General features: G+C 44.7%; 24 protein-coding genes. 10 read left to right on the top strand and 14 right to left on the bottom strand.

Annotated features, from left to right (window positions below; genetic code table 11):
• Positions 1-54 precede the first annotated feature (54 nt).
• From CHRO_RS10160 to CHRO_RS10140, 5 genes are all read right to left on the bottom strand, one after another.
• Positions 55-624: a hypothetical protein gene (locus CHRO_RS10160; RefSeq protein WP_015154115.1), complete on the bottom strand. Its 570-nt coding sequence runs from the start codon at positions 622-624 to the stop codon at positions 55-57.
• 7 nt (positions 625-631) lie between these two features.
• Positions 632-973 (bottom strand): hypothetical protein, encoded by a 342-nt coding sequence (locus CHRO_RS10155; RefSeq protein WP_041462427.1) that lies wholly within the window; start codon positions 971-973, stop codon positions 632-634.
• A gap of 48 nt (positions 974-1,021) precedes the next feature.
• Positions 1,022-1,591 carry an HdeD family acid-resistance protein gene (locus CHRO_RS10150; RefSeq protein WP_015154113.1) on the bottom strand — a complete coding sequence of 190 codons (570 nt, stop codon included), beginning with the start codon at positions 1,589-1,591 and terminating at the stop codon, positions 1,022-1,024.
• Positions 1,592-1,750: 159 nt separating this feature from the next.
• Complete coding sequence (locus CHRO_RS10145; protein WP_015154112.1) at positions 1,751-2,935, bottom strand: tetratricopeptide repeat protein; 1,185 nt, start codon at positions 2,933-2,935, stop codon at positions 1,751-1,753.
• A gap of 264 nt (positions 2,936-3,199) precedes the next feature.
• A complete protein-coding gene (locus CHRO_RS10140) occupies positions 3,200-3,874 on the bottom strand; it encodes a fasciclin domain-containing protein (RefSeq protein ID WP_041462426.1) in 675 nt (224 codons plus the stop codon).
• Between the two features lie 710 nt (positions 3,875-4,584).
• Here CHRO_RS10140 and CHRO_RS10135 point away from each other — a divergent pair.
• The 6 genes from CHRO_RS10135 to CHRO_RS31965 all read left to right on the top strand — a co-directional run bounded on the left by CHRO_RS10135 (position 4,585) and on the right by CHRO_RS31965 (position 10,546).
• Positions 4,585-4,866, top strand: coding sequence for a GlsB/YeaQ/YmgE family stress response membrane protein (locus tag CHRO_RS10135; protein WP_015154110.1), 282 nt, complete (start codon positions 4,585-4,587; stop codon positions 4,864-4,866).
• Between the two features lie 239 nt (positions 4,867-5,105).
• Positions 5,106-5,897, top strand: coding sequence for a glutathione S-transferase family protein (locus CHRO_RS10130; RefSeq protein WP_015154109.1), 792 nt, complete (start codon positions 5,106-5,108; stop codon positions 5,895-5,897).
• 118 nt (positions 5,898-6,015) lie between these two features.
• Entirely contained in the window at positions 6,016-7,752 is a 1,737-nt protein-coding gene (locus tag CHRO_RS10125) for a helicase HerA domain-containing protein (RefSeq protein ID WP_015154108.1), read from the top strand.
• A gap of 531 nt (positions 7,753-8,283) precedes the next feature.
• Positions 8,284-9,276, top strand: a complete 993-nt coding sequence (locus tag CHRO_RS10120; protein ID WP_015154107.1) for an RNA polymerase sigma factor, RpoD/SigA family — start codon at positions 8,284-8,286, stop codon at positions 9,274-9,276.
• Positions 9,277-9,786: 510 nt separating this feature from the next.
• Positions 9,787-10,365: a hypothetical protein gene (locus tag CHRO_RS10115; RefSeq protein WP_015154106.1), complete on the top strand. Its 579-nt coding sequence runs from the start codon at positions 9,787-9,789 to the stop codon at positions 10,363-10,365.
• Positions 10,366-10,402: 37 nt separating this feature from the next.
• Entirely contained in the window at positions 10,403-10,546 is a 144-nt protein-coding gene (locus tag CHRO_RS31965; protein WP_181824165.1) for a hypothetical protein, read from the top strand.
• A 12-nt stretch (positions 10,547-10,558) separates the two neighbouring features.
• On the opposite strand, the gene CHRO_RS10110 is transcribed toward CHRO_RS31965, so the two are convergent.
• The 5 genes from CHRO_RS10110 to petM form a co-directional block, all read right to left on the bottom strand.
• Positions 10,559-11,050, bottom strand: a complete 492-nt coding sequence (locus tag CHRO_RS10110; protein WP_015154105.1) for a DUF192 domain-containing protein — start codon at positions 11,048-11,050, stop codon at positions 10,559-10,561.
• Between the two features lie 92 nt (positions 11,051-11,142).
• Complete coding sequence (nblR, locus tag CHRO_RS10105) at positions 11,143-11,826, bottom strand: response regulator transcription factor NblR (protein ID WP_015154104.1); 684 nt, start codon at positions 11,824-11,826, stop codon at positions 11,143-11,145.
• 73 nt (positions 11,827-11,899) lie between these two features.
• Positions 11,900-12,817, bottom strand: a complete 918-nt coding sequence (locus tag CHRO_RS10100; RefSeq protein ID WP_015154103.1) for an NAD(+) kinase — start codon at positions 12,815-12,817, stop codon at positions 11,900-11,902.
• A gap of 185 nt (positions 12,818-13,002) precedes the next feature.
• The gene (locus CHRO_RS10095) at positions 13,003-13,983 is read right to left on the bottom strand and encodes an SDR family oxidoreductase (protein ID WP_015154102.1); all 981 of its coding nucleotides are present in this window, start codon (positions 13,981-13,983) and stop codon (positions 13,003-13,005) included.
• A gap of 178 nt (positions 13,984-14,161) precedes the next feature.
• Positions 14,162-14,272 carry a cytochrome b6-f complex subunit PetM gene (petM, locus tag CHRO_RS10090; RefSeq protein WP_015154101.1) on the bottom strand — a complete coding sequence of 37 codons (111 nt, stop codon included), beginning with the start codon at positions 14,270-14,272 and terminating at the stop codon, positions 14,162-14,164.
• 217 nt (positions 14,273-14,489) lie between these two features.
• Here petM and pdxA point away from each other — a divergent pair, with 217 nt between their 5' ends.
• Together pdxA and CHRO_RS10080 are read left to right on the top strand one after the other, a co-directional pair.
• Complete coding sequence (gene pdxA / locus CHRO_RS10085; RefSeq protein WP_015154100.1) at positions 14,490-15,689, top strand: 4-hydroxythreonine-4-phosphate dehydrogenase PdxA; 1,200 nt, start codon at positions 14,490-14,492, stop codon at positions 15,687-15,689.
• A gap of 93 nt (positions 15,690-15,782) precedes the next feature.
• Positions 15,783-16,295 carry a hypothetical protein gene (locus CHRO_RS10080; RefSeq protein WP_015154099.1) on the top strand — a complete coding sequence of 171 codons (513 nt, stop codon included), beginning with the start codon at positions 15,783-15,785 and terminating at the stop codon, positions 16,293-16,295.
• A 35-nt stretch (positions 16,296-16,330) separates the two neighbouring features.
• Here CHRO_RS10080 and CHRO_RS10075 read toward each other — a convergent pair whose 3' ends face one another.
• Together CHRO_RS10075 and CHRO_RS10070 are read right to left on the bottom strand one after the other, a co-directional pair.
• Positions 16,331-17,530 carry a homocysteine biosynthesis protein gene (locus tag CHRO_RS10075; RefSeq protein WP_015154098.1) on the bottom strand — a complete coding sequence of 400 codons (1,200 nt, stop codon included), beginning with the start codon at positions 17,528-17,530 and terminating at the stop codon, positions 16,331-16,333.
• A 292-nt stretch (positions 17,531-17,822) separates the two neighbouring features.
• Positions 17,823-18,077 (bottom strand): hypothetical protein, encoded by a 255-nt coding sequence (locus CHRO_RS10070; RefSeq protein ID WP_015154097.1) that lies wholly within the window; start codon positions 18,075-18,077, stop codon positions 17,823-17,825.
• A gap of 241 nt (positions 18,078-18,318) precedes the next feature.
• Between CHRO_RS10070 and thrC the strand changes: the two genes are divergently transcribed.
• On the top strand, positions 18,319-19,413 hold the full coding sequence (gene thrC, locus CHRO_RS10065; protein ID WP_015154096.1) for a threonine synthase: 1,095 nt from the start codon (positions 18,319-18,321) through the stop codon (positions 19,411-19,413).
• A gap of 159 nt (positions 19,414-19,572) precedes the next feature.
• Positions 19,573-20,481 (top strand): YihY/virulence factor BrkB family protein, encoded by a 909-nt coding sequence (locus CHRO_RS10060; protein WP_015154095.1) that lies wholly within the window; start codon positions 19,573-19,575, stop codon positions 20,479-20,481.
• A 97-nt stretch (positions 20,482-20,578) separates the two neighbouring features.
• Here CHRO_RS10060 and CHRO_RS10055 read toward each other — a convergent pair whose 3' ends face one another.
• Both CHRO_RS10055 and CHRO_RS10050 read right to left on the bottom strand, forming a co-directional pair.
• The gene (locus CHRO_RS10055; protein WP_015154094.1) at positions 20,579-21,094 is read right to left on the bottom strand and encodes a PPC domain-containing protein; all 516 of its coding nucleotides are present in this window, start codon (positions 21,092-21,094) and stop codon (positions 20,579-20,581) included.
• Positions 21,095-21,237: 143 nt separating this feature from the next.
• On the bottom strand, positions 21,238-21,546 hold the full coding sequence (locus CHRO_RS10050; RefSeq protein WP_015154093.1) for a DUF3067 family protein: 309 nt from the start codon (positions 21,544-21,546) through the stop codon (positions 21,238-21,240).
• Positions 21,547-21,696: the final 150 nt, after the last annotated feature.

The raw sequence follows: 21,696 nt of genomic DNA, 5'->3' as shown, positions 1-21,696 counted from the left end.
GTCTCCTCAATTTTAACTTTTGACTTTTGACTTTTAACTTTTAACTTTATTTATCTAATGCGTCATTGCTATTTCTATCCATTTAGGATAAGCATAAGATTTTTGAACTTTTAACTGCGATCCAGTGTAAGTTGTACCTATCAACTCAAATATACTTTGTAGTTTATCCATTTTCTGTGGTTCTGTTCCAAAGGTTTCTAAAGCCAGACTCCACCAGGCATTATTTTGGATAGTTAACTGAGTGAGTTCTAAGGCACAACCGTCATACAGACGTTGCGATCGCACTTTACCGATCCTCACCCAAGATTTTTGGCTCAATACATGCTTTGGTTGAAAACTTTCAGTGGTTGGATCTTCACACAACCATTTGCCCCATTTTTCTAACTTACCCTCCACCCGTTCAAAATGCAAACTCTTTAATTCTGCTTGTCGCCACTTAATTTCCAAACGTCCCTGGCGCAATTTTAATCCCATATATTCGCATTCAGGAACGTAGAGATACACGTCTTCTCTTGTTTCTGGTGCTTGCAATTGTCCGCCTAATTTATCTCGCTCAAACCAAGAGGAAACCTCTAAAGGTAACTCTCCTGAAATAAACCAACGCAGTTCCAAACTATTTAGCATATGTCATCTATTTGGGAACTGTATAACCTGCCTCTTGTGCTGCTAATGTGTTAGGAAAACATCTTAACGGCTCGACCTTATTGTATACGGGAGATTGGGGAGTGAGAGCAATTTTTCCTAATCTTTTGCTATCAATACCTTTGATTGGATTACCATCAGCACAACTTGTTTGTTGTGCTGTATCCTTTCGAGCTGATGGAGTAGATGTAGGTGCAGTATTTGTATTATTTGGTGAGCTTTGGGTATTATTCGTTAACTCACCAGATTGGTTATTACAGCCAGAAAGAATTGCAGCTGCAATAAGGATTAAGGTAGCAGCTGCTCTGCGAGAAGAAATTGAAAGTTTCATCAGCCTCAGCTTTTGTAGTGCGGACGACACTCTTGAAAATGCAACAGTTTATGCTGAAGTTGGTTGGTTAGCTTTGTCTAAGCTCGAACGTCCGCTTAACGAAAGCATTACCCGCGAAATCCCTGTAAACAAAATGCTAGCACCAACTAAAGTACCAATTATCCACGGTGCATTGAAGGGATACTGAAACCAAATCATTCCACCTAAGATTAAGGTGATAATACCGTCACCGAGTACCCAAGTCCAATTCTGTTGCGGACGCAAACGAAAAGCCAGAATTGTTTCAAAAACACCTTCCGCAAGCAGGAAACTACCTAGCAGCAAAGTCAGCGTTAATACACCTGTTAAGGGATAAACAAACAGCATGATGCCTGTAGCAATGTACAGAATGCTCAATACGAGTTTCCAAGCAAAACCCCCATCATTGCGAGTCTGAAACGCATAAAATAGCTTAGCAGCTCCAGAGCTAATTAAAATCAGTGCTACCCAAGTCTCAAAAAATATGGTCGAGACAGCAGGTAAAGCGATCGCAATAACTCCGAATATAGTGAGTAGTATGCCGACGAGCAGAGAGCGATCGATACCTTTGTTACTGTTAGAAGAAATATCTGTTGTCATTTCAATTTTCCCGTACTGGAAACAATACCATCACGCTAGATAATTTCTCTAGTACTTGGGTAGGATCTTAGGGTAGAGTTATCAGGTATCAGTTGTCAGGGAGCAGTTAATCCCGACTTACAACTTACGACTTCTTCTCTTACCATTACTCACTGTTGACTAAAATCCCATTTCCTGTAATTTTTGGGACAATTGCCTTGCTACAGCAGGATTGCTCGATTCGTAAAGTGCGATCGCCTGTTGAAATGCTGCTAAACTTTCTCTTACCTGCCCTAGTTTCAGTAATGCGACTCCTAAATTCTGATAAGCTTGGGCATATTCAGGATTGAGTTGAATGGCGCGTTCGTAAGCTGCTATCGCTTCTACAAATTGTCCCATCGCCTTTAAAGTAATACCTAAATTGTAGTAACCTAAAGCAAAATTAGGGTCGATTTGTAAGACTTTCAAATAGTTAGACTTGGCTTGAGGTAAGTTTCCTATTTTTTGCCATAAGTTCCCTAAATTGTTATAAGCACCAATTTTTAAAAAGGAGGATACATTTAACTGAGCTGCTGTTTGATACGATGCAATTGCCAGCGATATTTGGCGCTCGTAACTATAAGCAAGTCCTAAATGATAGTGGAGTTCGTACAAAATTTCCTCATTGTTTGCCGCAGATTTCAGTCCTCGTTCTAATAATTCAATTCCTGGCACAACTTTTCCTGTTTGTACGTATAAAGCTCCCAACTTACTACAAACATAAGGATCGTCAGGATGACTAGCCAAAAAGCCTGACATAATCTTCTCAGCTTGGACGAACTTATCTTTTTGTGCAATTTGCTGTTGTTGATATCCATAGTGTAAGATAGCAACCCGATCTAAGTTAGCAATTTGCCAGTGGGTTTCGCGACGAAGAATTTCCGTAACGCTATCATCAATCATGGCGTGATAGGGACGAGCAAAATAGATATCTTGATGGCGGCGAAACAAACGAGAGACTAAAGAGTAAGGTGATTGTACTGCACCAACTTCTTGCCTTAGTAAATTAATTACCAAGAAGCGATCGCCGTCCATTGCCTGTTGTAAGTTCGGGATAATTTCTGGTACTAAAATCTCATCTGCGTCTAGCACTAAAACCCAGTCACCAGTCACGTGCTTAAGTGCCTCATTTCGAGCTGCACTAAAATCGTTACACCAGTTAAAGTGATATATTTTTGCCCCAAATTGCCGAGCTACTTCTACCGTGCGATCGCTAGATCCAGTATCTAAAACAACTATTTCTTCTACAACATCTTTAACACTATTGAGACACTGAGGTAGTGCTATTTCTTCATTTTTAACAATAATACAAAGGCTAGTTGTCATTTGTCACTTGTCATTTGTTATTTGTCATTTTTATCGATCGCGTCCATCTACGGTCGTAATTTTCTGAACGAGAGATTGCTTAAAAATTAAGTGCGATCGCCATAAATAATAAATGGTAATAAAAATCCGTTCAATTTCAAATTGAACGGAATTACAAGATTATCCTATCAGTTGTTGCTCGTTTGACTCAAAAGCAAAAAGCAACCAAAAGCCATCAGTTTAATGCTTTCCCATTTTGACCTTTAACTTTTGACTTTTGACTTCTTACAAGTCAGGAGGTAGCATCACTTTATCAATCGCGTGGATGACACCATTACTCGCTTTAATATCGGGTTGCACTACACTAGCATCGTTCACAGACACACCCTTGCTGGGATCGGCTTGTACGTTTACAGCACCCCCTTCTACTGTCTTGACTTCCCCAGATTTTAAGTCGCTAGATGTGACATTACCTGGTACTACGTGGTAGGTCAGGATTTTGACCAGAATATCTTTATTTTCAGGTTTCAACAACTCTTGCAAGGCATCTTGAGGTAATTGAGCAAAAGCTGCATCTGTCGGCGCAAACACAGTGAATGGTCCCTGTCCAGAAAGAGTTTCTGTCAAACCTGCTGCTTTGAGAGCTGCTGTCAAGGTTTTAAAGGAGTCATTAGCGGCGGCTAGAGCCACTAAGTTCTCCGTTGAAGGCTCAGTTGCTCCTGGTGCAGGAGTCACAGGACTAGGCGCTGTTTCTGGTGGCTGAGTTTCTGATGGGGGTGTAGTCGGTGTTGTGGGTGGCGTACCAGTACGACGGTTGTAAGGGGGTTCGTTGAAAATACTAGGTCTGGGATTAGTTGCTCCTCCACTCGACTGTTGCGCTTCCACAGGAAGTCCGATGAGGATACTAGCTCCTACAACTCCTATCAGGCTTGCTAGTAGCTTGAGCGTCTTATTGCACATTAAGCTATTGTGACTAATAGTGTGACTTGGAATTTTTCTCACTGTTGCGTTCCTCTATTGCTCCAAGAATTGTTAGACTATCGTTTCTTTGTCGTGTTCCGAGAATCTTAAGTTTTATAACATTCTCCGATCTTTTTGACAAACCGCACAAACATCCACTCTGCGAAAGGCTTTGGGTCAGCGGGGATTTTTAAGAATGGCTCGTTATAGAGACTTTGCTATTAACAGGCATTTTGAGTCAGCTCGCTAGTGTACCTCTAATAAAAAGTGGAAAAAAGATATTCGAGCTTGCATTGCGTTCGTTCAATTGCGTTCGTGCATGAGTGTCACTTCTATCAAGCTAGATTGACTTGATTTATTGCATTTAAAAAATATCGATCCCATCTGCTTGCTACTCGCGATCGCTACCCCTTTCTAAAAAATCGCTGGAACAATTGGGACTATATCAAAAGATATACTATTATCCCAAAGGAATAATTTCAAAATATTAAAATCTAATGTGTTTCGTTTCATTTTTAATCGCTCCACTTGACAGATTGCATTTAGATTTCTTAAAAGTGAATATATCAGCAGACTCAAAAGTTTATATAGTTTAATTGTTGCGTTCATATTTCTTTAGGTTATTACCTGAGGTAGAGGGAATTACAAGTTTGAAAGTGATAGATTGCACTTGAATAAATGATGGATGAGTAGAAACAGGAGTTAATGATATGTGGAACATCATTGCTTGGATTGTTTTAGGACTAATAGCTGGAGCGATCGCTAAAGCCATCTACCCCGGTCATCAAGGTGGTGGTATCCTAGCAACAATTATTCTCGGAATTTTAGGCGCATTAGTAGGAGGCTGGCTAGGGTCTGTCATCTTCCCGGGTAGCGCAGGTGCGGCGGCGGCTGGAGTTGGCGCACTAACCATACCCAGCATTATTTTTGCCGTTCTTGGTGCAATCATCTTACTGTTCATCTGGGGCTTGGTAACTCGTCGAACTGCGTAAAAACTCGATAAGAAGTTGTGAGTTTTGAAATACCTAAACTTTCCTTCCCCAAAATCTCTGCTGGGGAAGGATTATTTTGTTATTAAGTAGTGAGTGGCTGGTGGCTGGTGACTGGGGACTAGATTCTTAGTTTTGGTCTAGCCACAAGTCACGAGTCACCGATAACTGGTAGCAGGGGACTAGATTCTTAGTTTTGGTCTAGCCACGAGTCACTGATAACTGTTTCAAGGAGCAGGCAAATGATAGAACTGTATCAATTCGAGCTATCGCAGTACTCAGAAAAGGTGCGTTTAATTCTAGATTACAAAGGATTAGAGTACCGTAAAATAGAAGTCACACCAGGTATAGGACAGGTAGAACTATTCCGCATGTCGGGACAGCGACAAGTCCCAGTACTGAAAGATGGCAGTACATTTGTAGCAGATTCTACCGAAATTGCTAAGTATCTCGATCGCCAATATCCAGATAGACCTTTATTTCCCAGCGATCCAGTTCAACGAGCATTATGCCTAATAATGGAGGAATGGGCAGACTCATCTATTGGGATCAAAAGTCGTCAAGCGCTATTTGGTGCAATTAGCCAAGACCAAGGTTTTCGTAAATCTCTCCTTCCAGAGACGACTCCCGATATTGTCAAAAGTTTAGTCGAGTTCATTCCCAGCGAAGTGCTGAAAGTTTTAGGAATTGGCGTGGGTTCTGGTCCTGATAGCGTTAAATCTGCCACGACGGACTTAAAACAAGACCTAGAAGCACTATGTTTGTTGTTAGTAGAACGTCCCTACTTGCTGGGTGACGAACCTTGCTTAGCCGATTTAGCTGTTGCAGGCTTGTCCATGCTGATTAAATTCCCTGATGAACCTTACCTCGACTTGCCGCCAGCCGTAAAAGGAAAAGGTATCCCAGGATTAGCTGACAGCATTGTATACGAACCATTTTTCATGTGGCGCGATCGCCTCTACGCTCAATACCGCAAATCTACCTTCAGCTACAGTACTGCACCCTCAGCACCCACTTCGATTAGTATTGATTAGCTTTGTTGATAGTTTTTTGCTAGGCAAAAAACTATCAATCAATCTTTTTGTAGCCACGATCGAAAATTCGACATAAGATAAGCCAAGGGAAATTGCAAATTTTGCCGTCATTAATACTATGAATTCGGCGCAACCACCCTTGGGTTCTGTTATCCAAGGTTCTCTCAGTCAAGGCTTAGAAGTAAGACTCCATCCAGATGTCTCGGTGGAAGATATGCGGGTGGGTAAATTTCTAGTTGTTGAAGGGGCGCGATCGCGTTTTTTCTGTATGCTGACAGATGTATCCCTTGGTACTTCTAGCAACAGAATTGTTGCCAACCCCCCCCATCCAGACGATGATTTTTTACGGGAAGTGTTAGCTGGTAGCGGCACGTATGGGACGATCGAACTTGCTCCCATGCTGATGTTTACTCCCGAAGAATTTGTAGAGACAACCAACGGTGTATCTTTACAAGGCAAAAAAAACGACTCGAACGGGCAAAATGGATTGGCATCCTATCAGCCGCAAAGTAGCAGCAATATCGAACTGATGCCAGTCAAAACAATTCCTCGCCACTTCAGCCAGGTGTATGATGCTAGCGAACGAGATTTCCGCGCTGTCTTTGGCTGGGAAGATGACCCCCACCGCCGCAATTTTGCCATCGGTCAACCGTTGGATATGGATGTTCCCATTTGCATCGATTTAGACCGCTTTGTAGAGCGCAGCAACGGTGTATTCGGTAAGTCTGGGACGGGGAAATCATTTCTCACCCGTTTGCTGTTGTGCGGCATCATTCGCAAGCAAGCAGCAGTCAACTTGATCTTCGATATGCACTCGGAATATGGCTGGGAAGCAGTGCGCGAAGGCAAGCAATTTAGCACCGTTAAAGGCTTAAGACAGCTATTCCCCGGACAAGTCCAAATCTATACCCTCGACCCCGCATCCACTAGGCGGCGAGGCGTGCGGGATGCGCAGGAACTTTACCTCAGCTATGACCAAATTGAAGTTGAAGATTTGATGCTGGTGCGAGATGAATTAAATCTGTCTGAAGCCAGTTTAGAAAATGCAATTATTTTACGTAACGAGTTTGGTAATGCTTGGATTAGCCAACTCTTAAGCATGACAAACGAGGAAATTCAATTTTTCTGCGAAGAAAAGCGGGGTAACAAATCGTCAATTATGGCGTTACAGCGTAAGCTGAACCGCCTAGAAGACATGAAATATATGCGCCCCGTCTGCCCGCAAAATTATATTAAACAAATATTGGAGTCTCTAACAGCTGGTAAGCACGTTGTGATCGAGTTTGGTGCGCAATCGAATATGCTGTCTTATATGCTGGCAACAAATTTGATCTCGCGGCGGATTCACCAGCATTACGTCCACCAAGCCGAGAAATTTTTGCAGACCAAAAATCCTTGCGATCGCCCCCGGCAATTAGTGATTACAATCGAAGAGGCACACCGCTTTCTCGATTCTGCCACCGTCCGCCAAACTATTTTTGGGATCATCGCCAGAGAGATGCGTAAGTACTTCGTGACGCTGTTAGTGGTTGACCAGCGCCCCTCTGGAATTGATAATGAGGTGATGTCTCAGATCGGTACGCGGATCACAGCTTTACTCAACGACGAAAAAGACATTGATGCTATCTTCACGGGGGTTTCTGGAGGGCAAAGCTTGCGATCTGTTTTGGCTAAACTTGATTCTAAGCAACAAGCTCTCATTATCGGTCATGCCGTACCCATGCCAGTCGTGGTTCGTACCCGTCCCTATGACGAGAAATTTTATACGGAAATCGGCGATGTTGCTTGGGAAGAAAAGCCTGATGACGAAGTTTTCGCCGCTGCCGAACTAGCGAAAGCCGATCTAGGTTTTTAATTTGTAGAGACGTTACCTGCAACGTCTCTACGAAAAAAAATGTATTCGGAATCTACACCAAAACTTCATCTGTTGCAGTTCGGATATCCGGAACCTGCGGCAGGGGGAGTGATGTCATCATATATAACATACCCAATAAAAATGCTTTTGGTCGAAGTGGATAAGCGAAACACTGCGCGAGATTGCCGGAATGGTTCTAGTGTAAGCCCCAAATAAGGCTTTACGTAACCTGGGATCTATTCTAAGATGAGAGTAAGAGTAAACTCATACTGACTTTAAGTTATTGGCAGAGATAGGCAAACGGAGCCAAGCCCAGATAGAGACTAAGGGTTTGCTAACCACTTATCAATTCTGAACCGATCGATCTCGGCGGTAGGAGAAACTTTCTAAAATCAATCCACGTCTCTACATCTTCCGTCAGATGTTAATCCCAATTTACTCGGATAACCTCCAAGTAGGGATAACTGATTACTTCTTGCAGCCGTCCAGCCATTAAGCATTCGTTTTGTTTACGGAGTAGACAACGCACAAATGCCCACCGAAAACACCACCACAACCACCACCGAAAATAACAATACCAGATTCACGGCTGATATGGTACGTACCTATCTGCGCGAGATCGGGCGCGTGCCATTGCTGACTAGGGAACAAGAAATTGTCTACGGCAAACAGGTACAGCAAATGATGGCGCTGCTGGATGCTAAGGAAGCTTTAGTCAAGAAGCTACGCCGCGAACCAACTATGGAAGAATGGACGGCTAAAGTCAACACGTCAGAAGCCGAACTCAACGACCTCATCCGTAAGGGACAGCGGGCTAAGCAAAAGATGATTGAAGCTAACCTGCGGTTAGTTGTCGCGATCGCCAAAAAGTACCAGAAGCGTAACATGGAATTCTTGGACTTGATCCAAGAAGGAACAATGGGTCTGGAACGCGGAGTCGAAAAATTCGATCCCATTCGCGGTTATAAGTTCTCCACTTACGCCTACTGGTGGATTCGTCAAGCGATTACTCGCGCCATTGCCCAACAAGCACGGACGATTCGTTTGCCCATCCATATCACCGAAAAACTTAACAAGATTAAGAAAGTGCAGCGCGAACTAGCACAAACCTTAGGACGCAGCCCGAATGCGGTTGAGATTGCCGAAGCGCTAGAGTTAGAACCAGCCCAGATTCGGGAGTATCTTAACCTTGCCCGTCAACCAGTTTCATTAGATGTCCGCGTCGGCGACAACCAAGATACAGAGTTGCAAGACTTACTGGAAGATGACGGCATATCGCCGGAAAACTACATGACTCAGGAATCTTTGCGTCAAGACTTGGATACCCTGCTGTCAGAGTTAACTCCACAGCAGCGAGAAGTCTTGAATCTACGCTTTGGCTTGCAGGATGGCAATGAACTTTCTTTAGCTAAAGTTGGAGAAAGACTCAATCTCTCCCGCGAAAGAGTTAGACAACTCGAACATCAAGCTTTAGCGCACCTACGTCGTCGTCGTGCCAACGTGCAAGAATACATCGCCAGCTAAATTTAGTAGAGGCGCAGTGTATCGCGCCTCTGTAGATTTTTAGCCTGCTGACTTTTGACTTCTGTACGGGCGGGTTTTGAGCAAAAATTGACGGCTTTGGTGGTCGATTGATTGACTAAACCCGCCCCTATCTCTGTCTCCACGTACTAGTGCTTTTGTTTGTAATTTAGATTACAATCTATTTAGGTGGCGCTAGTATAGTTAACAGTATTCATCCCATGTAAAGGTTGTACGTGCTTGTAAAATCTTTACTCTACAAACAAATATTCGCTCTATAGCAAGAACGCCTCCCGGATTCAGGAGGCATTTTTGTCTGTATGAAGAAAGTAGAAACGTAAGTCAAACTCATACTGGTAAAGGTTTTGAATGGAATTCCCTTGTTTGCTAGTTATACCTAGCAGGAAAGGAATTTCAGACCTTTGAAAGAACCAGTGACGGTTAGTAATTATCTATATTTTCTTTAATAGCTGCTGCCAATATTATATATAGAAGCCCCTCAAAGGAGGCACAGTGAAAAATTCTATTTGTTATATTTGCGATCGCTTCAATCATAAACTCGGGCAGCTAAAATTTGTGCTATCTGCTTTAGTAACATTTATAGCGCTCGATCCTACAGCAGCTACCAGTAGCGATCGCCAGCTCGATTCTCTCGCTTCAAGAGTGACATCCACTCCGGTTAAAATTGCCAAAAGAGATAGCGTTCTCAATTCCAAAGGAAAGCTACCAACAGCAGACGGAATATATTTATACGGTCAATCACCCCAAACAAATCAGCTCGGACAAGAGTATATGATCTTTGAAATGCAACAGGGTAAAGTGACTGGAGCATTGTATTTACCACAATCAGAGTTTAGCTGTTTTGAAGGTTCTCTAAAATCAGATCGACTATCTGTAACAGTTGCCGCAGATGCTAATTCTGAAGCTGATGCGGCACAAGTAGCTGCGGTAGGTAATTCACAAATAGAAGATGATTACAGTCAAATATCATCTCCCTATGCAGTGGGGTTGCAAAACTATTATCAATTGCAAAATATTACTGACAACGATCGTCGCATTCTTACTGCTTGCCAGCACAATTATCAACAATGAATTCACTACTGAATTGAATTTATATTTAAGCTCGAATGTGTTAAAACAACTGGATTTTGCCATGCGATCGCCTAACACAAAAATAGCTGCAAAACTGCTTTTGCGCTTAGTTAGTGGAATTCTTATTTTAGTTCTAGCTTGTCTGTGGTTGCTCTTAACAGCAAAGCCAGCGTTGGCATAGTTTGAGTTATGCTCAATTAAGATACTGAATTTCGACGCGATCGCCGACTTTCAAGCCAATTTGAGCCGTCATTCCACTACGGAGTTCGAGAACTTTGTCGATTTCGGTATCAGTGCCGTAGGTTGGACAAGTCGTCGTTTTACACGGAGGAACATCAGCCGCGATCTCTATGACTCGTCCTTCCCGTAAAAAAATCATATCGAGGGGAATTAGCGTATTCTTCATCCAAAATCGAGTTGGTTGCGGCGACTCAAAGACAAACAACATACCTCGGTTGTCTGCCAAACTAGTACGATACATTAGTCCGATCTGCTGCTGTTGTGGCGTTTTAGCAACTTCTAACTCAAACTTTCGCCCCGCGATCGTCGCATATGCTGAGATTGGTAAGTTTTGTCCTCTCACCTCTTTTGCTGGCGCTTGAACTACGTGAGTGGTTTCTGTGGCGATTATCGGCGTACATCCTAGCAACAGAAAACTTACTACTATTCCCAGCCATTGATTCATAGATCGGTCATTGGTTATCAGTTATCAGTTATCAGTGTAGAGACGTTACATGTAACGTCTCTACATAATTATCAGTCACTTACGACTTCTCACTAAGCTTCTCGCAACACGTATCCAACACCGCGCACGGTTTGAATTAATCGCTTTTGTCCTTCATCTTCGAGCTTGAGACGCAAGTAGCGAATGTAAACTTCAATCACGTTAGATTCGCCCATAAAATCATAACCCCAAACATTTTCCAGAATTTGCTCGCGCGTTAAGATTTCTCTAGGATGTTCGATCAGATACTTAAGCAGTTCAAATTCTTTCATTGTTAAATCAATAGCACGTCCGTGGCGCAAAGCTCGACGAGTTGCCAGATCTAAAACTAAGTCTCCAAATCTTAACTGTTCTGTACCAGCAGGATCGGGATGCAAATAGAGCCGAACCAGGCGTAAAAAATCTTCCGTGCGGTAGGGTTTGAGAAAGTAATCATCTGCTCCTGCTTCCAGACAAGCAACGCGATCGTCAACTGTATCGCGCGCCATCAAGACTAATATTGGTACGTGCGTACCCATCCGTCTCAAACTAGTACAGACCGTCAATCCCGATTCTACCCCCAACATTCGATCGATCGCGATTAAATCTGGTTGGCGATCGCGACTGCGATCGATTCCCGTTGCAGCGTCGTGAACTACAATCGGTTCGTAGCCAGATTCTCGCAGATCTAAATTTAACTGCGCCGCCAAGCTTTCATCTGGCACGATCGCTAATACACAAGGGCGATGTTCGTTCATAGTTTGTCATTGGTTAATAGTTAATGGTTAATTGCCGTTGGCAATTAACCATTAACTATTAACAATTAACCATTTAAGGTAATTCTACCGAAGTTGGTTTTGCAATGTGAGGTAAACCCCAGCCCAATTTCTCTCGTAAAATGCGGAAAAACTCTGGCGGTTGCAGGCGAACGAACTTAGCCGAGTAGGGCGATCGTTCCAAGTATACTTTGTCTTCTGGAAAGACATAGCAGCCGCCATTGCCATCTACCACCATAACTAACCGCGTCGCGCCAGCGGGATAGACTGTCACAGGTTCGCTATCGGGAAACACTAATGCTCGCGAAGCCAGAGAATGAGGACAAATGGGTACGAGTTGCAGTACTGGTACTCCTGGGGTGACAACGGGACCTCCGGCACTCAGCGAATAAGCGGTCGAACCAGTTGGCGTAGAGACGATGACTCCGTCAGCTGCGATATCGACTGGCGCATGACGACCTACAGCGATTTCAAAATGGCACATACACGTCAATGGTTCTCGGTGTAGCACCATTTCGTTTAAGCATAGAGCTTCCCATAGTACGCCTTCGCCACGCAAAACTTTTACGACTAGCATGGCTCGTTCTTCAACTTCGTACTCGCCTGCTAAAACTTTTTCCAATGCTTGGGGCAATTGATTCAAGTAAGCTTCGGTTAAAAAGCCCATGTGACCCGTATTGAGAGATAGCATGGGAATGCCACTCGGAGCGACCAAGCGCGCTGCCGCAAGCACCGTACCATCTCCACCCAGCACGAACGCCAACTTCATCTCAGAATCAAAACCAGGTGGTGTCAGTCCTTCAATAGGGGTGTGACAGACAGGACTTTCGGGATTAGAATACCCTAACATTCCTCCCACGCCAGTTGTCATACAAACATCCCAGCCAGCAGCGGTGAGTTTGTCACTCAACTCAATAGCAACCCGCTGTGCTATGGGTTTAACGTCGTTATAAATAATGCCTGCTTTCGGCACGTTTGTAGTCAAGGTTGCAGCACTTTAGCTAGATCGTTGCACATTTTTTCGTTACTTGTCATACCCTTCGGGAAGGGCTATTCTTCGAGAAGCCACCCTTCGGGTGTCTACGCCCTACGTCATTTGTCATTCGTCAATTGCTTAACACTCATGAGCTATGACAGATGAGTGATGACCAAATGGTACTAGTTACTCTTTTTAACGGGGATTTTGGCTGTTTTTTTCTTAGTTTTGTTTTTTTCGTATTCCAATTCCTTGAGTTTTTTCAGCATCCGTCCGAAGTATTCTTGCAAGTAGCTTTCTAAAGTCGTCGTCTCCTGAGGGTCTAACCCAAAGGTCTGATAGACTTCATCCATAGGAGCTGTTAGAGGTACGCCAGTTGCGAGTACTTCAGCAAATGCTAAACGATCTGCAACATTCCATCCCCATTGGAAGAACCGCGTGACGTGCCGCATCGTGCGCAAAAAGTTGACTGGCAAACGAGACACTTTTGCTGGTTTTCCAGTCAATCGCTCGCACAAACTCGTTATCTCTTCTGCACTCCAGGCGCGGGAACCAACTACAGGAAAAGTTTGTTTTTCCGTTGCTGGTACGGAGAGAGCGCGAACGGCAAATTTGGCAATGTCTTGGGTGTCCATGTAGGCAACGGGAGAAGATTCACCCGTCACCCAAATTGCTTGTCCCTCTAAAATCGGAATTGCGTACTGACCGATCAAGCCTTGCATGAAGCCACAAAGCCGCAGGATAGTATAATTCATCCCCGCTTCACTCAAAAATAGCTCCGTACAGCGCTTGATTTCCATCAGAGGCACTTGGGGATATTTCTCTGCTTCTAAAATAGAGAAGAAAATGTAGCGATCGACACCAGCAGCTTTTGCTGCCTGAATCAGCGCTACCTTACCATCCCAGTCTACCTGCTTGATACTCAAGCTATCTGTTGCTCTTGCTGTAGCAGCGTCAATCACCACATCCATCCCTTCCAGAGCAGCTGGTAGAGTGTCCGGTTGACTGAGGCTGCCAGAGACAAGTTCAGCGCCCCATTCTTTTAAAAAGGTAGCTTTTTTTTGACTGCGGACGAGACAGCGCACCTTATACCCCTCATCGAGAGCACGACGAGCTACCTGTCTTCCCAAGGTGCCAGTAGCACCGACAATCAAGATATTCATGAGGGATTAGTAACGATTCTTAAGCTTTATTAAAAGAATGGTAACAAAAATCGGTTTATTAAGAAAGGTTACGAAAATTAGTGAGTCGTGAAAAGAAGTGGCGAGAGGCGAGAGTTGGTAAGTTGTCACTTGTCTACTTGTCTTTCTTGTCCCCCGACTCCCGACTCCCAACTCCCGACTACAGAGCTTCTTCTTCATCTCCTTGGATCTTGAGTAGGAGATAACCTAGAGCTATACCGACGAAGATTAAGCTGAAGGATAAGATAGCAGCAGTAAACATTTCGCTCATGGCGACAATTCTCCTAACGTGTTGCTTGCTCAAGATTACAGTGAGCCTAGTGTAAAGTATTTTAAAACAATTCGCGCTTGGCTTGGACACTCACCAGTTATCAGCTCTCAGTGGCTAGTGACTAGTGACTAGTAACTAAATGAAGAATTTAGATGCTAGCCTACTAGCTGCTAACCACTAGCCACTACCCACTCACAAATGACAATGCACCGCTAGTATGGATATCTCAACGACAACCTACAAAACAAGCGATCGCCCCCGTATTGCAATTGCTATGGGAGATCCGGCGGGAATTGGTGCGGAGGTAATTTTGAAAGCCTTGGCAGACCGACAATTATGGGCAGCTTGTCAAATTACGGTAGTTGGTAACAAGCAAGTCTTGCTGGATACATACGATCGATTGCGTCAAAGCCCCTATTGCCCGCTAGATAGTTATATCCACCCAGATGAGTTGAACATTCTTGAGGTGGAAGCTGTGAGGAAAATGGTAGGCGCAGTCAAGCAGGGTACGGGTAATGCGGCTAGCGGAGCAATGAGTTTTGCTTATTTAGAGACTGCGATCGCCCGAACTCTGGTAGGAGATTTTCACGGGATCGTGACAGCACCGATTGCCAAATCAGCATGGAAAGCCGCAGGATACGATTATCCAGGGCAAACAGAATTACTTGCCGAAAAAGCTGGAGTCGAACGATTTGGGATGCTATTCGTCGCGCGATCGCCTCATACTGGCTGGATGCTACGCGCTCTTCTGGCAACCACCCACATTCCCTTGCACCAAGTTCCAGAAGCACTCACACCACAATTATTGACTCGCAAGCTAGATCTGCTAGTGGAATGCTTACAACGGGATTTTGGCGTAGAACAACCAAGAATTGCGATCGCGGGTTTAAACCCCCACAGTGGCGAGCAGGGACAACTGGGACGAGAAGAAGTTGACTGGCTAAATTCTTGGCTGGAAGCAGAACGTCAAAATCGCCCCAATCTTCAATTAGAAGGCTTGCTACCACCCGATACTATGTGGGTTAAGCCAGGGATGGCGTGGTATGGGAAGGGACTAGGGAGCAGGGAGCAGGGAGCAGGGGAGACTAGGGGCAAAGGGGCAGAGGAGCAACTACCAATTACCAATTACCAATTACCAATTACCAATTACCATCCTGCTGATGCGTACTTGGCACTTTATCACGACCAAGGACTCATTCCAGTTAAGCTAATGGCGTTCGATCGCGCTGTTAATACTTCCATCGGTCTTCCCTTCATCCGCACTTCTCCCGATCACGGCACGGCTTTTGATATTGCTGGCAAAGGTATTGCTGATGCAACTAGCATGAAAGCCGCAATTCAACTCGCTACGGAATTAGTCCACACCAGAAACAGCGCCACACCGACTACTAACTACCAATTACCAATTACCAATTAGTTAAGATACATCCTAAGATAGATGCCACGGTTTTGTAATCTACCAACAGTCTGATAGTATTTATCGCGATCGCAGTAGATTATCAAAGAAATCATGAGCAATCAACTTCGTAACCTACTAATCGGCGCTGGAGTCGCTGCTGTTGGCGCAATTGGCACTAAAGTAGCGGTTGACTATTTCAAGAATCGCGGTCAAGAAGAAGTCGTAGATGCCAACCAAGGCGATGCTGAGGCAACCTCGGCTGAGGAAGTGGCTTACGCAACTGTAGAACCCAGTTCCGTTCAAGCATTTCTCGATAAAAGTTTTGGTACTCCTGGTCGTTACACGCCTAATCGCCCGCCAAAAGTATTTGATTATCAGGGTAAGCAATACATGGTGATTTGGGCTTACGATAACAAACAGCAAAAAAATCAAATGCTGGCTTTTATCTACACGGGTCAAGGTCGTGACATGATTGCCAGTGTGGGATACACTGCTCAGAAAACTGACTACAATCTCGAATTAGCGAACACGCCTTTTGTGATTGAAGTCAATGGCAAACAAATTAAATCGGGACAGTCGGAAACCAGCGGTACAAATGATGTCGATTTTGTACTAGCGGCATAGCACTTTGAAATTTGGCGATTTGCTAAATACCCCTACTAAAACTCCGTCCACCGATCTTGAGGGAGGAAGGAACGTTCTTGAGGAATCGGTGCAACTGGTTCGGTGAGGGTAAATGTTCCAGCCTCAATCCATTGTTTCAGCTCCCTGGCAACTTGCCGCGATAAGGCTATGCTTGCCAAGGGAGCAACTCTGACAGACTTACCATCGATCGCCATCCGTCCAGATTTGAGTTGAGCGTAGCTAACTAGCCCAAAAGTCGGACGCACGCGGCGGGGGATGGAAAAGTCTACAATCGGTGCAACCAGATCTCTATCTTGCACGGCACAGTTAGCGACGACTGCTTCAGTTAAAACTGGTAAGGGTACGCCCACACCCAACATCAAAGAAGGACCGTAGCTTTTGAAATAACAACCGCGCACCCACTGAGGATTCATTTGCTTGGCATCGCCGATCAGAGCTAAAGTGGCGGCGGGACCGATGGGGGTTTGATTCGGTAAGCGTTTTTGGAGGGGAAAATGCTGCGTCCCTTCCCATGCGATGTAACCAACACCGCCACCTAAAAATATGCGCGTACCGATGCCAATCAGTTGCAAGTCTGGGTCGTTGAATAAAGGGGAAATAGCGCCAGGGTTGGAATAAACCGCATTGCCTAAGCGAGGTTGCAAAGGACCGAGATAGGTAAACAAGGGGCGATCGCCACCATTGACGCCAACAATAAAATTTTGATAGAGATTGCGGGGATTAAATAAATAAAACTGATTGATCGTCTCGCGGCTAATTGTTGTTTCAAAGTTAGCTCTGGGGTAGCAATCCGTTACCTGTCCTACAGCACGCAACTGGACTGTTTTACCAGCAATTAAGTCAGCAATAACGTGTCCGCCACCTTTAACTATCTGCGTTTTAGGTTCGCTGACACTCAGGCGAGATTCTTCCCCGTCTGCGGCTTCAGCTGCCTGCGTTGCGCCTAAATATAAATCCACCGCCCCGAAACCAGAGTAAGCGGGTACGCCATCTAACCAGCAGCGTCGAATTTTAATTGGTGGATCGGTATGCCCCAGGTTAATTATCGCTCCCGAAGACTCCATTGGCTCAAATGTGCCAGTGGTGACGACATCAACTTCTTTGGCTGTTTGGGTAATGCCTACCTCTACCACCCGTGCTTTTAATTCTTCTACCGTTAAGACAACAGCATGTTTGCGGCTAATTTTATCGTTAATTTCAGCAAGCGATCGCATTTGACAGTGACCAGTGACCAGTGACCAGTAACCAGTTATCTAACAATTAACAACTAACAACTCTTAAATCTTTGATTTATCAAGACTACGCTAGAAAAAACGATCGCGCTACCTAGCAACGATATGAGCGTAGGTACTTCGTTCAACCACATCCACCTTTTCTATGAATCTAACGCAAATTACCCTAACAGCATACTGAACAAGCACGTATATGACGAAGGAACGAGAAATATTGATTCCTCGCCCGTTTGCCAAATGGCAAATACGCAATCTTGAAACTACAGGTTTGAAACTACAGGCGTTCTGTAACTGCTAACTCTTCTGACAATTCCGAGTTCTGCTGCTTCATACTTTGTAAATGTTCCAACAGCGACTCGATTTCTGCTTTGAGCTGGAAAAACTCGACCAGCCGCTCTTGCTGGTAAGGTGGTTTTTTTATCTCTCTTGCTGGAGTGCTGTGAGTCGATGCATCCGAGCTTTCGATCGCAGCCTGATAAGAGCCAATTGTTACTTGAGCGCGGGTTACACTTGATGAACTGGTTGACATCTGAAACTCAGTAGTTATATTTGCCTACTCACACCGATTCCAATATTCTATATCGATCTGGGGGCGACCACAAAATTAAACTGTGGCGGTTTTAGAACTGGCAATTGGAAGTTGATGATGTGAAGCAGCTACCATCAGGTTAGACTAGAGATAAGAAGCTTTACCTCTGCCTCGTGCAGGATAGCTTTTTGGTTATAAAAACTACCCTTTTTGCATTCCAAATCTGTTGCATTCCGAACCCGTGACTCTAAGCCTGTCTGCTAATACATCATCAAATTGCCAAAATTGGTCTGGACTGATAGAAACATATCGGCACTATTTGCCTGTTACCGACCAAACTCCAGTTATAACTTTATTAGAGGGGAACACACCCCTAATTCCCGCCCCTGCGATCGCGGCTCAAATTGGCAGACAGGTGCGCGTACTCGTTAAGTATGATGGATTGAACCCCACGGGTAGCTTCAAAGACCGAGGCATGACGATGGCAATCTCCAAGGCAAAAGAAGCCGGAGCCAAAGCTGTCATTTGTGCCAGTACGGGCAATACCTCAGCATCAGCAGCAGCTTACGCGCGACGCGGCGGAATGCGAGCTTTCGTCTTAATTCCCGATGGCTACGTCGCTCTAGGAAAACTAGCACAAGCTTTGCTGTATGGAGCAGAAATACTAGCAATCAAAGGCAACTTCGATCGCGCCCTAGAAATTGTGCGCCAGATGGCAGAGACTTATCCAGTGAATTTGGTGAATTCGGTCAATCCCTATCGTTTAGAAGGGCAGAAAACCGCAGCATTTGAGATTGTTGACAATTTAGGCAACGCCCCCGACTGGTTGTGCATTCCCGTAGGCAATGCAGGAAACATCACTGCATATTGGATGGGATTTTGTCAATATCATAGTCTAGGGAAGTGCGATCGCTTACCTAAAATGATGGGATTTCAAGCAATTGGCGCTGCTCCTTTAGTCACGGGACAAGCCGTAACTCACCCTGAGACAATTGCTACAGCTATCCGCATTGGCAACCCCGCCAGCTGGCAAAAAGCGATCGCGGTACAAACAGCTAGTGCGGGAGAATTCAATGCTGTCAGCGATGCCGAAATTTTGGACGCATACCGTTTTCTCGCTGCCGAAGAAGGCATTTTCTGCGAACCTGCCAGCGCTGCTTCTGTGGCTGGATTATTCAAGGTGAAAGATCGAGTTCCTAGTGGTGCAACCGTTGTTTGCGTTTTAACCGGAAACGGCTTGAAAGACCCAGACACAGCCATCAACCACAGCCAAAATACGTTTAAGCAAGGCATTGAGCCGACATTGGACTCGGTAGCAAAAGTCATGGGATTTTAACAGTTATCAGTGACTAGTGGCTGGTGGCTAGTGGCTAGAATTGAGTCGAGGCACTAGCCACCAATCACGAGCAACTCGCAAATCTATCTTCCGTCGCTAGACGAATCTATCAGTTTTGGCAGATGGTGGAATGAATCGTAGCTGCCACGACTACATTAAATGCTATCAACTCGTTTTTTCCGCTTCTTCCGCTATCTCAACTGGAAGACTTTGACAAAAACAGTGGCTCGCGTTGGGCAACGTCGTCTGTTTGGACTTTCATCAGAAATTGCTTATAATGCGATGCTGTCTTTATTTCCAGCGATTCTTGCTGTCATTACCGCGATCGGTTTATTTGAAGAATCTCTGCAATCTACCTTTAAGGAATTAGCAAGTCAATTGAGTCAAGTCGCACCAGATGAGGCGATGGTACTAATTCGAGATTTCTCCAAACAAATTACTCAAACGAGAAATACAGGTTTGTTTTCGATTAGTTTTATCGTAGCAATTTGGGCTGCTTCTGGGGCTTTAAGCGCAGCAATGACAGCACTCGATCGCATTCATGAAATTCCTCTAGAACAAATGCGTCCTTTTTGGAAAGCAAAACTCATCTCTTTAGGATTGACAATTGGGACAATTTTACTATTAGTTGTCGCTTCCTTTTTAGTATTTATTAGCGACTGGCTGTTAGATTTTTTTGTATTGAAAAGTCAAAATCGGTTATGGTTCTTATTAGTTATTTGGCAACTTTTAAGCTGGCCCATTGCCCTGGCGATCGTAGCGGCTGCTTTTGGTTTTGTCTACCGTTATGGACCGAGCATTTGGAACCCTGGAATGCCACTAATGCCAGGAGCTGTATTAGCTGCTGTTTCTTGGGCGTTGGTTTCTGCTGGTTTCCGACTTTACGTAGCTAATTTTGGTAATTACAATCAAGCTTACGGCGCAATTGGAGCAGTCATTGTTTTAATGCTCTGGCTCTACATGAGCGGGCTAGTATTATTAGTAGGAGATCAACTCAACGTAACGGTAGGAGAACAAATGCGATCGCGTTCCCAGGTTGCTAAACGATCGGCTTCAGTTCAGAATTAGATCGGAATTACATTTTAACAGTACTACCAATTTCTTATAACTGACTACTTTGTAGAGACATTACACGTAACGTCTCTACACTGATAACTGATAACTGTTACTTCAGAAATTGACGTAACTTTGGTATAAGTGGATTGCTCCGATCGGACGATACCGGTTGCAGCCGCGTCACTTTGAGACGAAAGTTACCGACCCCAGTTTCCCCAAATGCTCGCACGCGAACGATATATCTTCCCGTTTTAGCAATTCGCGTAAACAATAGAGCATTGTTACTGCCATCAGGACCATCATCATTTTCTGCTACTGTAGAACCGTCTTCGGCAAGTAGCGTCAAGATTGCGTCAAAACTCTCAGAGGCAAGATCGATCGCCACACTTTCACCCTCTTTAAATTCCATCACGTAATCGCGGGCAAATCCTCCCTGACCCGTGGGAATATCTTTTTCTGATAAAGTATCGTCGATCTGGTTACTGGTAGGCAAGGCAATAGGATTATAAAGCTTGCACTGGCTGCATTGGGCAGCAACAACGGCGCTCATTCCCATGGCGATCGCCACACAGGTAGCAGGGATGAGTACTTGGCTTACTCTAACTACAACAGCCTTTAGGATCATGCAGCGCCAGATTCCAGCAGAACAGCTAAACCCGACTATTATAGTTGCCCTCTAGAATCTTGTGAAGAGTCAGTTATCAGTGACTAGTGGCTAGTGGCTGGTGGCTAGTCATTGTGACTTGTGACTTGTCCCCACACTATTAGTTACAACAGCCACTCTGAAGCCCGTTCGCCCAAATCGAGCGGAATGCTAACAGCTTTACCCAATCGAGGACGATCGCGAGTTTGAGTAATATATGTCCGTACCTGTCCCACCCCGCCAAACTCGTTTAAGTAACTCGCGATCGAATCTAAATGGGCTTTGTACTCTGCCTCCGACAACGGAAACGAGGCTTGTTCGAGATATTTCCACATCACCTGTAGAAAAATCTTGCCCTGAGTGCGCCGCAATTGCACGTCATAAGAGCGCCCCCACTTGTTCAGCAACAGCTGGCGTAAATCTTCTCCAGTCATAAGTCTTAAAATGTATTGCCTATATTGCTGTCGCCTTCACATTTCGTTACAGGGTAAAGCTACGCTACTCAGGTATGATACCAATATAAAGAAATGTAATGTTTGCTCTCATCAAGGCTGGCAACATCCTTGGCAGAGGAATTCTATCAT

The organism is Chroococcidiopsis thermalis PCC 7203 (genome assembly GCF_000317125.1).
Taxonomy (GTDB): Bacteria; Cyanobacteriota; Cyanobacteriia; order Cyanobacteriales; family Chroococcidiopsidaceae; genus Chroococcidiopsis; species Chroococcidiopsis thermalis.
This window is presented reverse-complemented; position numbering and strand designations above follow the sequence as displayed.

Bases quoted from the DNA above. Each gene is read 5' to 3' on its own strand.
- CHRO_RS10160 (WP_015154115.1), bottom strand. From the start codon at position 624: ATGCTAAATAGTTTGGAACTGCGTTGGTTTATTTCAGGAGAGTTACCT.
- CHRO_RS10155 (WP_041462427.1), bottom strand. From the start codon at position 973: ATGAAACTTTCAATTTCTTCTCGCAGAGCAGCTGCTACCTTAATCCTT.
- CHRO_RS10150 (WP_015154113.1), bottom strand. From the start codon at position 1,591: ATGACAACAGATATTTCTTCTAACAGTAACAAAGGTATCGATCGCTCT.
- CHRO_RS10145 (WP_015154112.1), bottom strand. From the start codon at position 2,935: ATGACAACTAGCCTTTGTATTATTGTTAAAAATGAAGAAATAGCACTA.
- CHRO_RS10140 (WP_041462426.1), bottom strand. From the start codon at position 3,874: ATGTGCAATAAGACGCTCAAGCTACTAGCAAGCCTGATAGGAGTTGTA.
- CHRO_RS10135 (WP_015154110.1), top strand. From the start codon at position 4,585: ATGTGGAACATCATTGCTTGGATTGTTTTAGGACTAATAGCTGGAGCG.
- CHRO_RS10130 (WP_015154109.1), top strand. From the start codon at position 5,106: ATGATAGAACTGTATCAATTCGAGCTATCGCAGTACTCAGAAAAGGTG.
- CHRO_RS10125 (WP_015154108.1), top strand. From the start codon at position 6,016: ATGAATTCGGCGCAACCACCCTTGGGTTCTGTTATCCAAGGTTCTCTC.
- CHRO_RS10120 (WP_015154107.1), top strand. From the start codon at position 8,284: ATGCCCACCGAAAACACCACCACAACCACCACCGAAAATAACAATACC.
- CHRO_RS10110 (WP_015154105.1), bottom strand. From the start codon at position 11,050: ATGAATCAATGGCTGGGAATAGTAGTAAGTTTTCTGTTGCTAGGATGT.
- nblR (WP_015154104.1), bottom strand. From the start codon at position 11,826: ATGAACGAACATCGCCCTTGTGTATTAGCGATCGTGCCAGATGAAAGC.
- CHRO_RS10095 (WP_015154102.1), bottom strand. From the start codon at position 13,983: ATGAATATCTTGATTGTCGGTGCTACTGGCACCTTGGGAAGACAGGTA.
- petM (WP_015154101.1), bottom strand. From the start codon at position 14,272: ATGAGCGAAATGTTTACTGCTGCTATCTTATCCTTCAGCTTAATCTTC.
- pdxA (WP_015154100.1), top strand. From the start codon at position 14,490: ATGGATATCTCAACGACAACCTACAAAACAAGCGATCGCCCCCGTATT.
- CHRO_RS10080 (WP_015154099.1), top strand. From the start codon at position 15,783: ATGAGCAATCAACTTCGTAACCTACTAATCGGCGCTGGAGTCGCTGCT.
- CHRO_RS10075 (WP_015154098.1), bottom strand. From the start codon at position 17,530: ATGCGATCGCTTGCTGAAATTAACGATAAAATTAGCCGCAAACATGCT.
- CHRO_RS10070 (WP_015154097.1), bottom strand. From the start codon at position 18,077: ATGTCAACCAGTTCATCAAGTGTAACCCGCGCTCAAGTAACAATTGGC.
- CHRO_RS10060 (WP_015154095.1), top strand. From the start codon at position 19,573: ATGCTATCAACTCGTTTTTTCCGCTTCTTCCGCTATCTCAACTGGAAG.
- CHRO_RS10055 (WP_015154094.1), bottom strand. From the start codon at position 21,094: ATGATCCTAAAGGCTGTTGTAGTTAGAGTAAGCCAAGTACTCATCCCT.
- CHRO_RS10050 (WP_015154093.1), bottom strand. From the start codon at position 21,546: ATGACTGGAGAAGATTTACGCCAGCTGTTGCTGAACAAGTGGGGGCGC.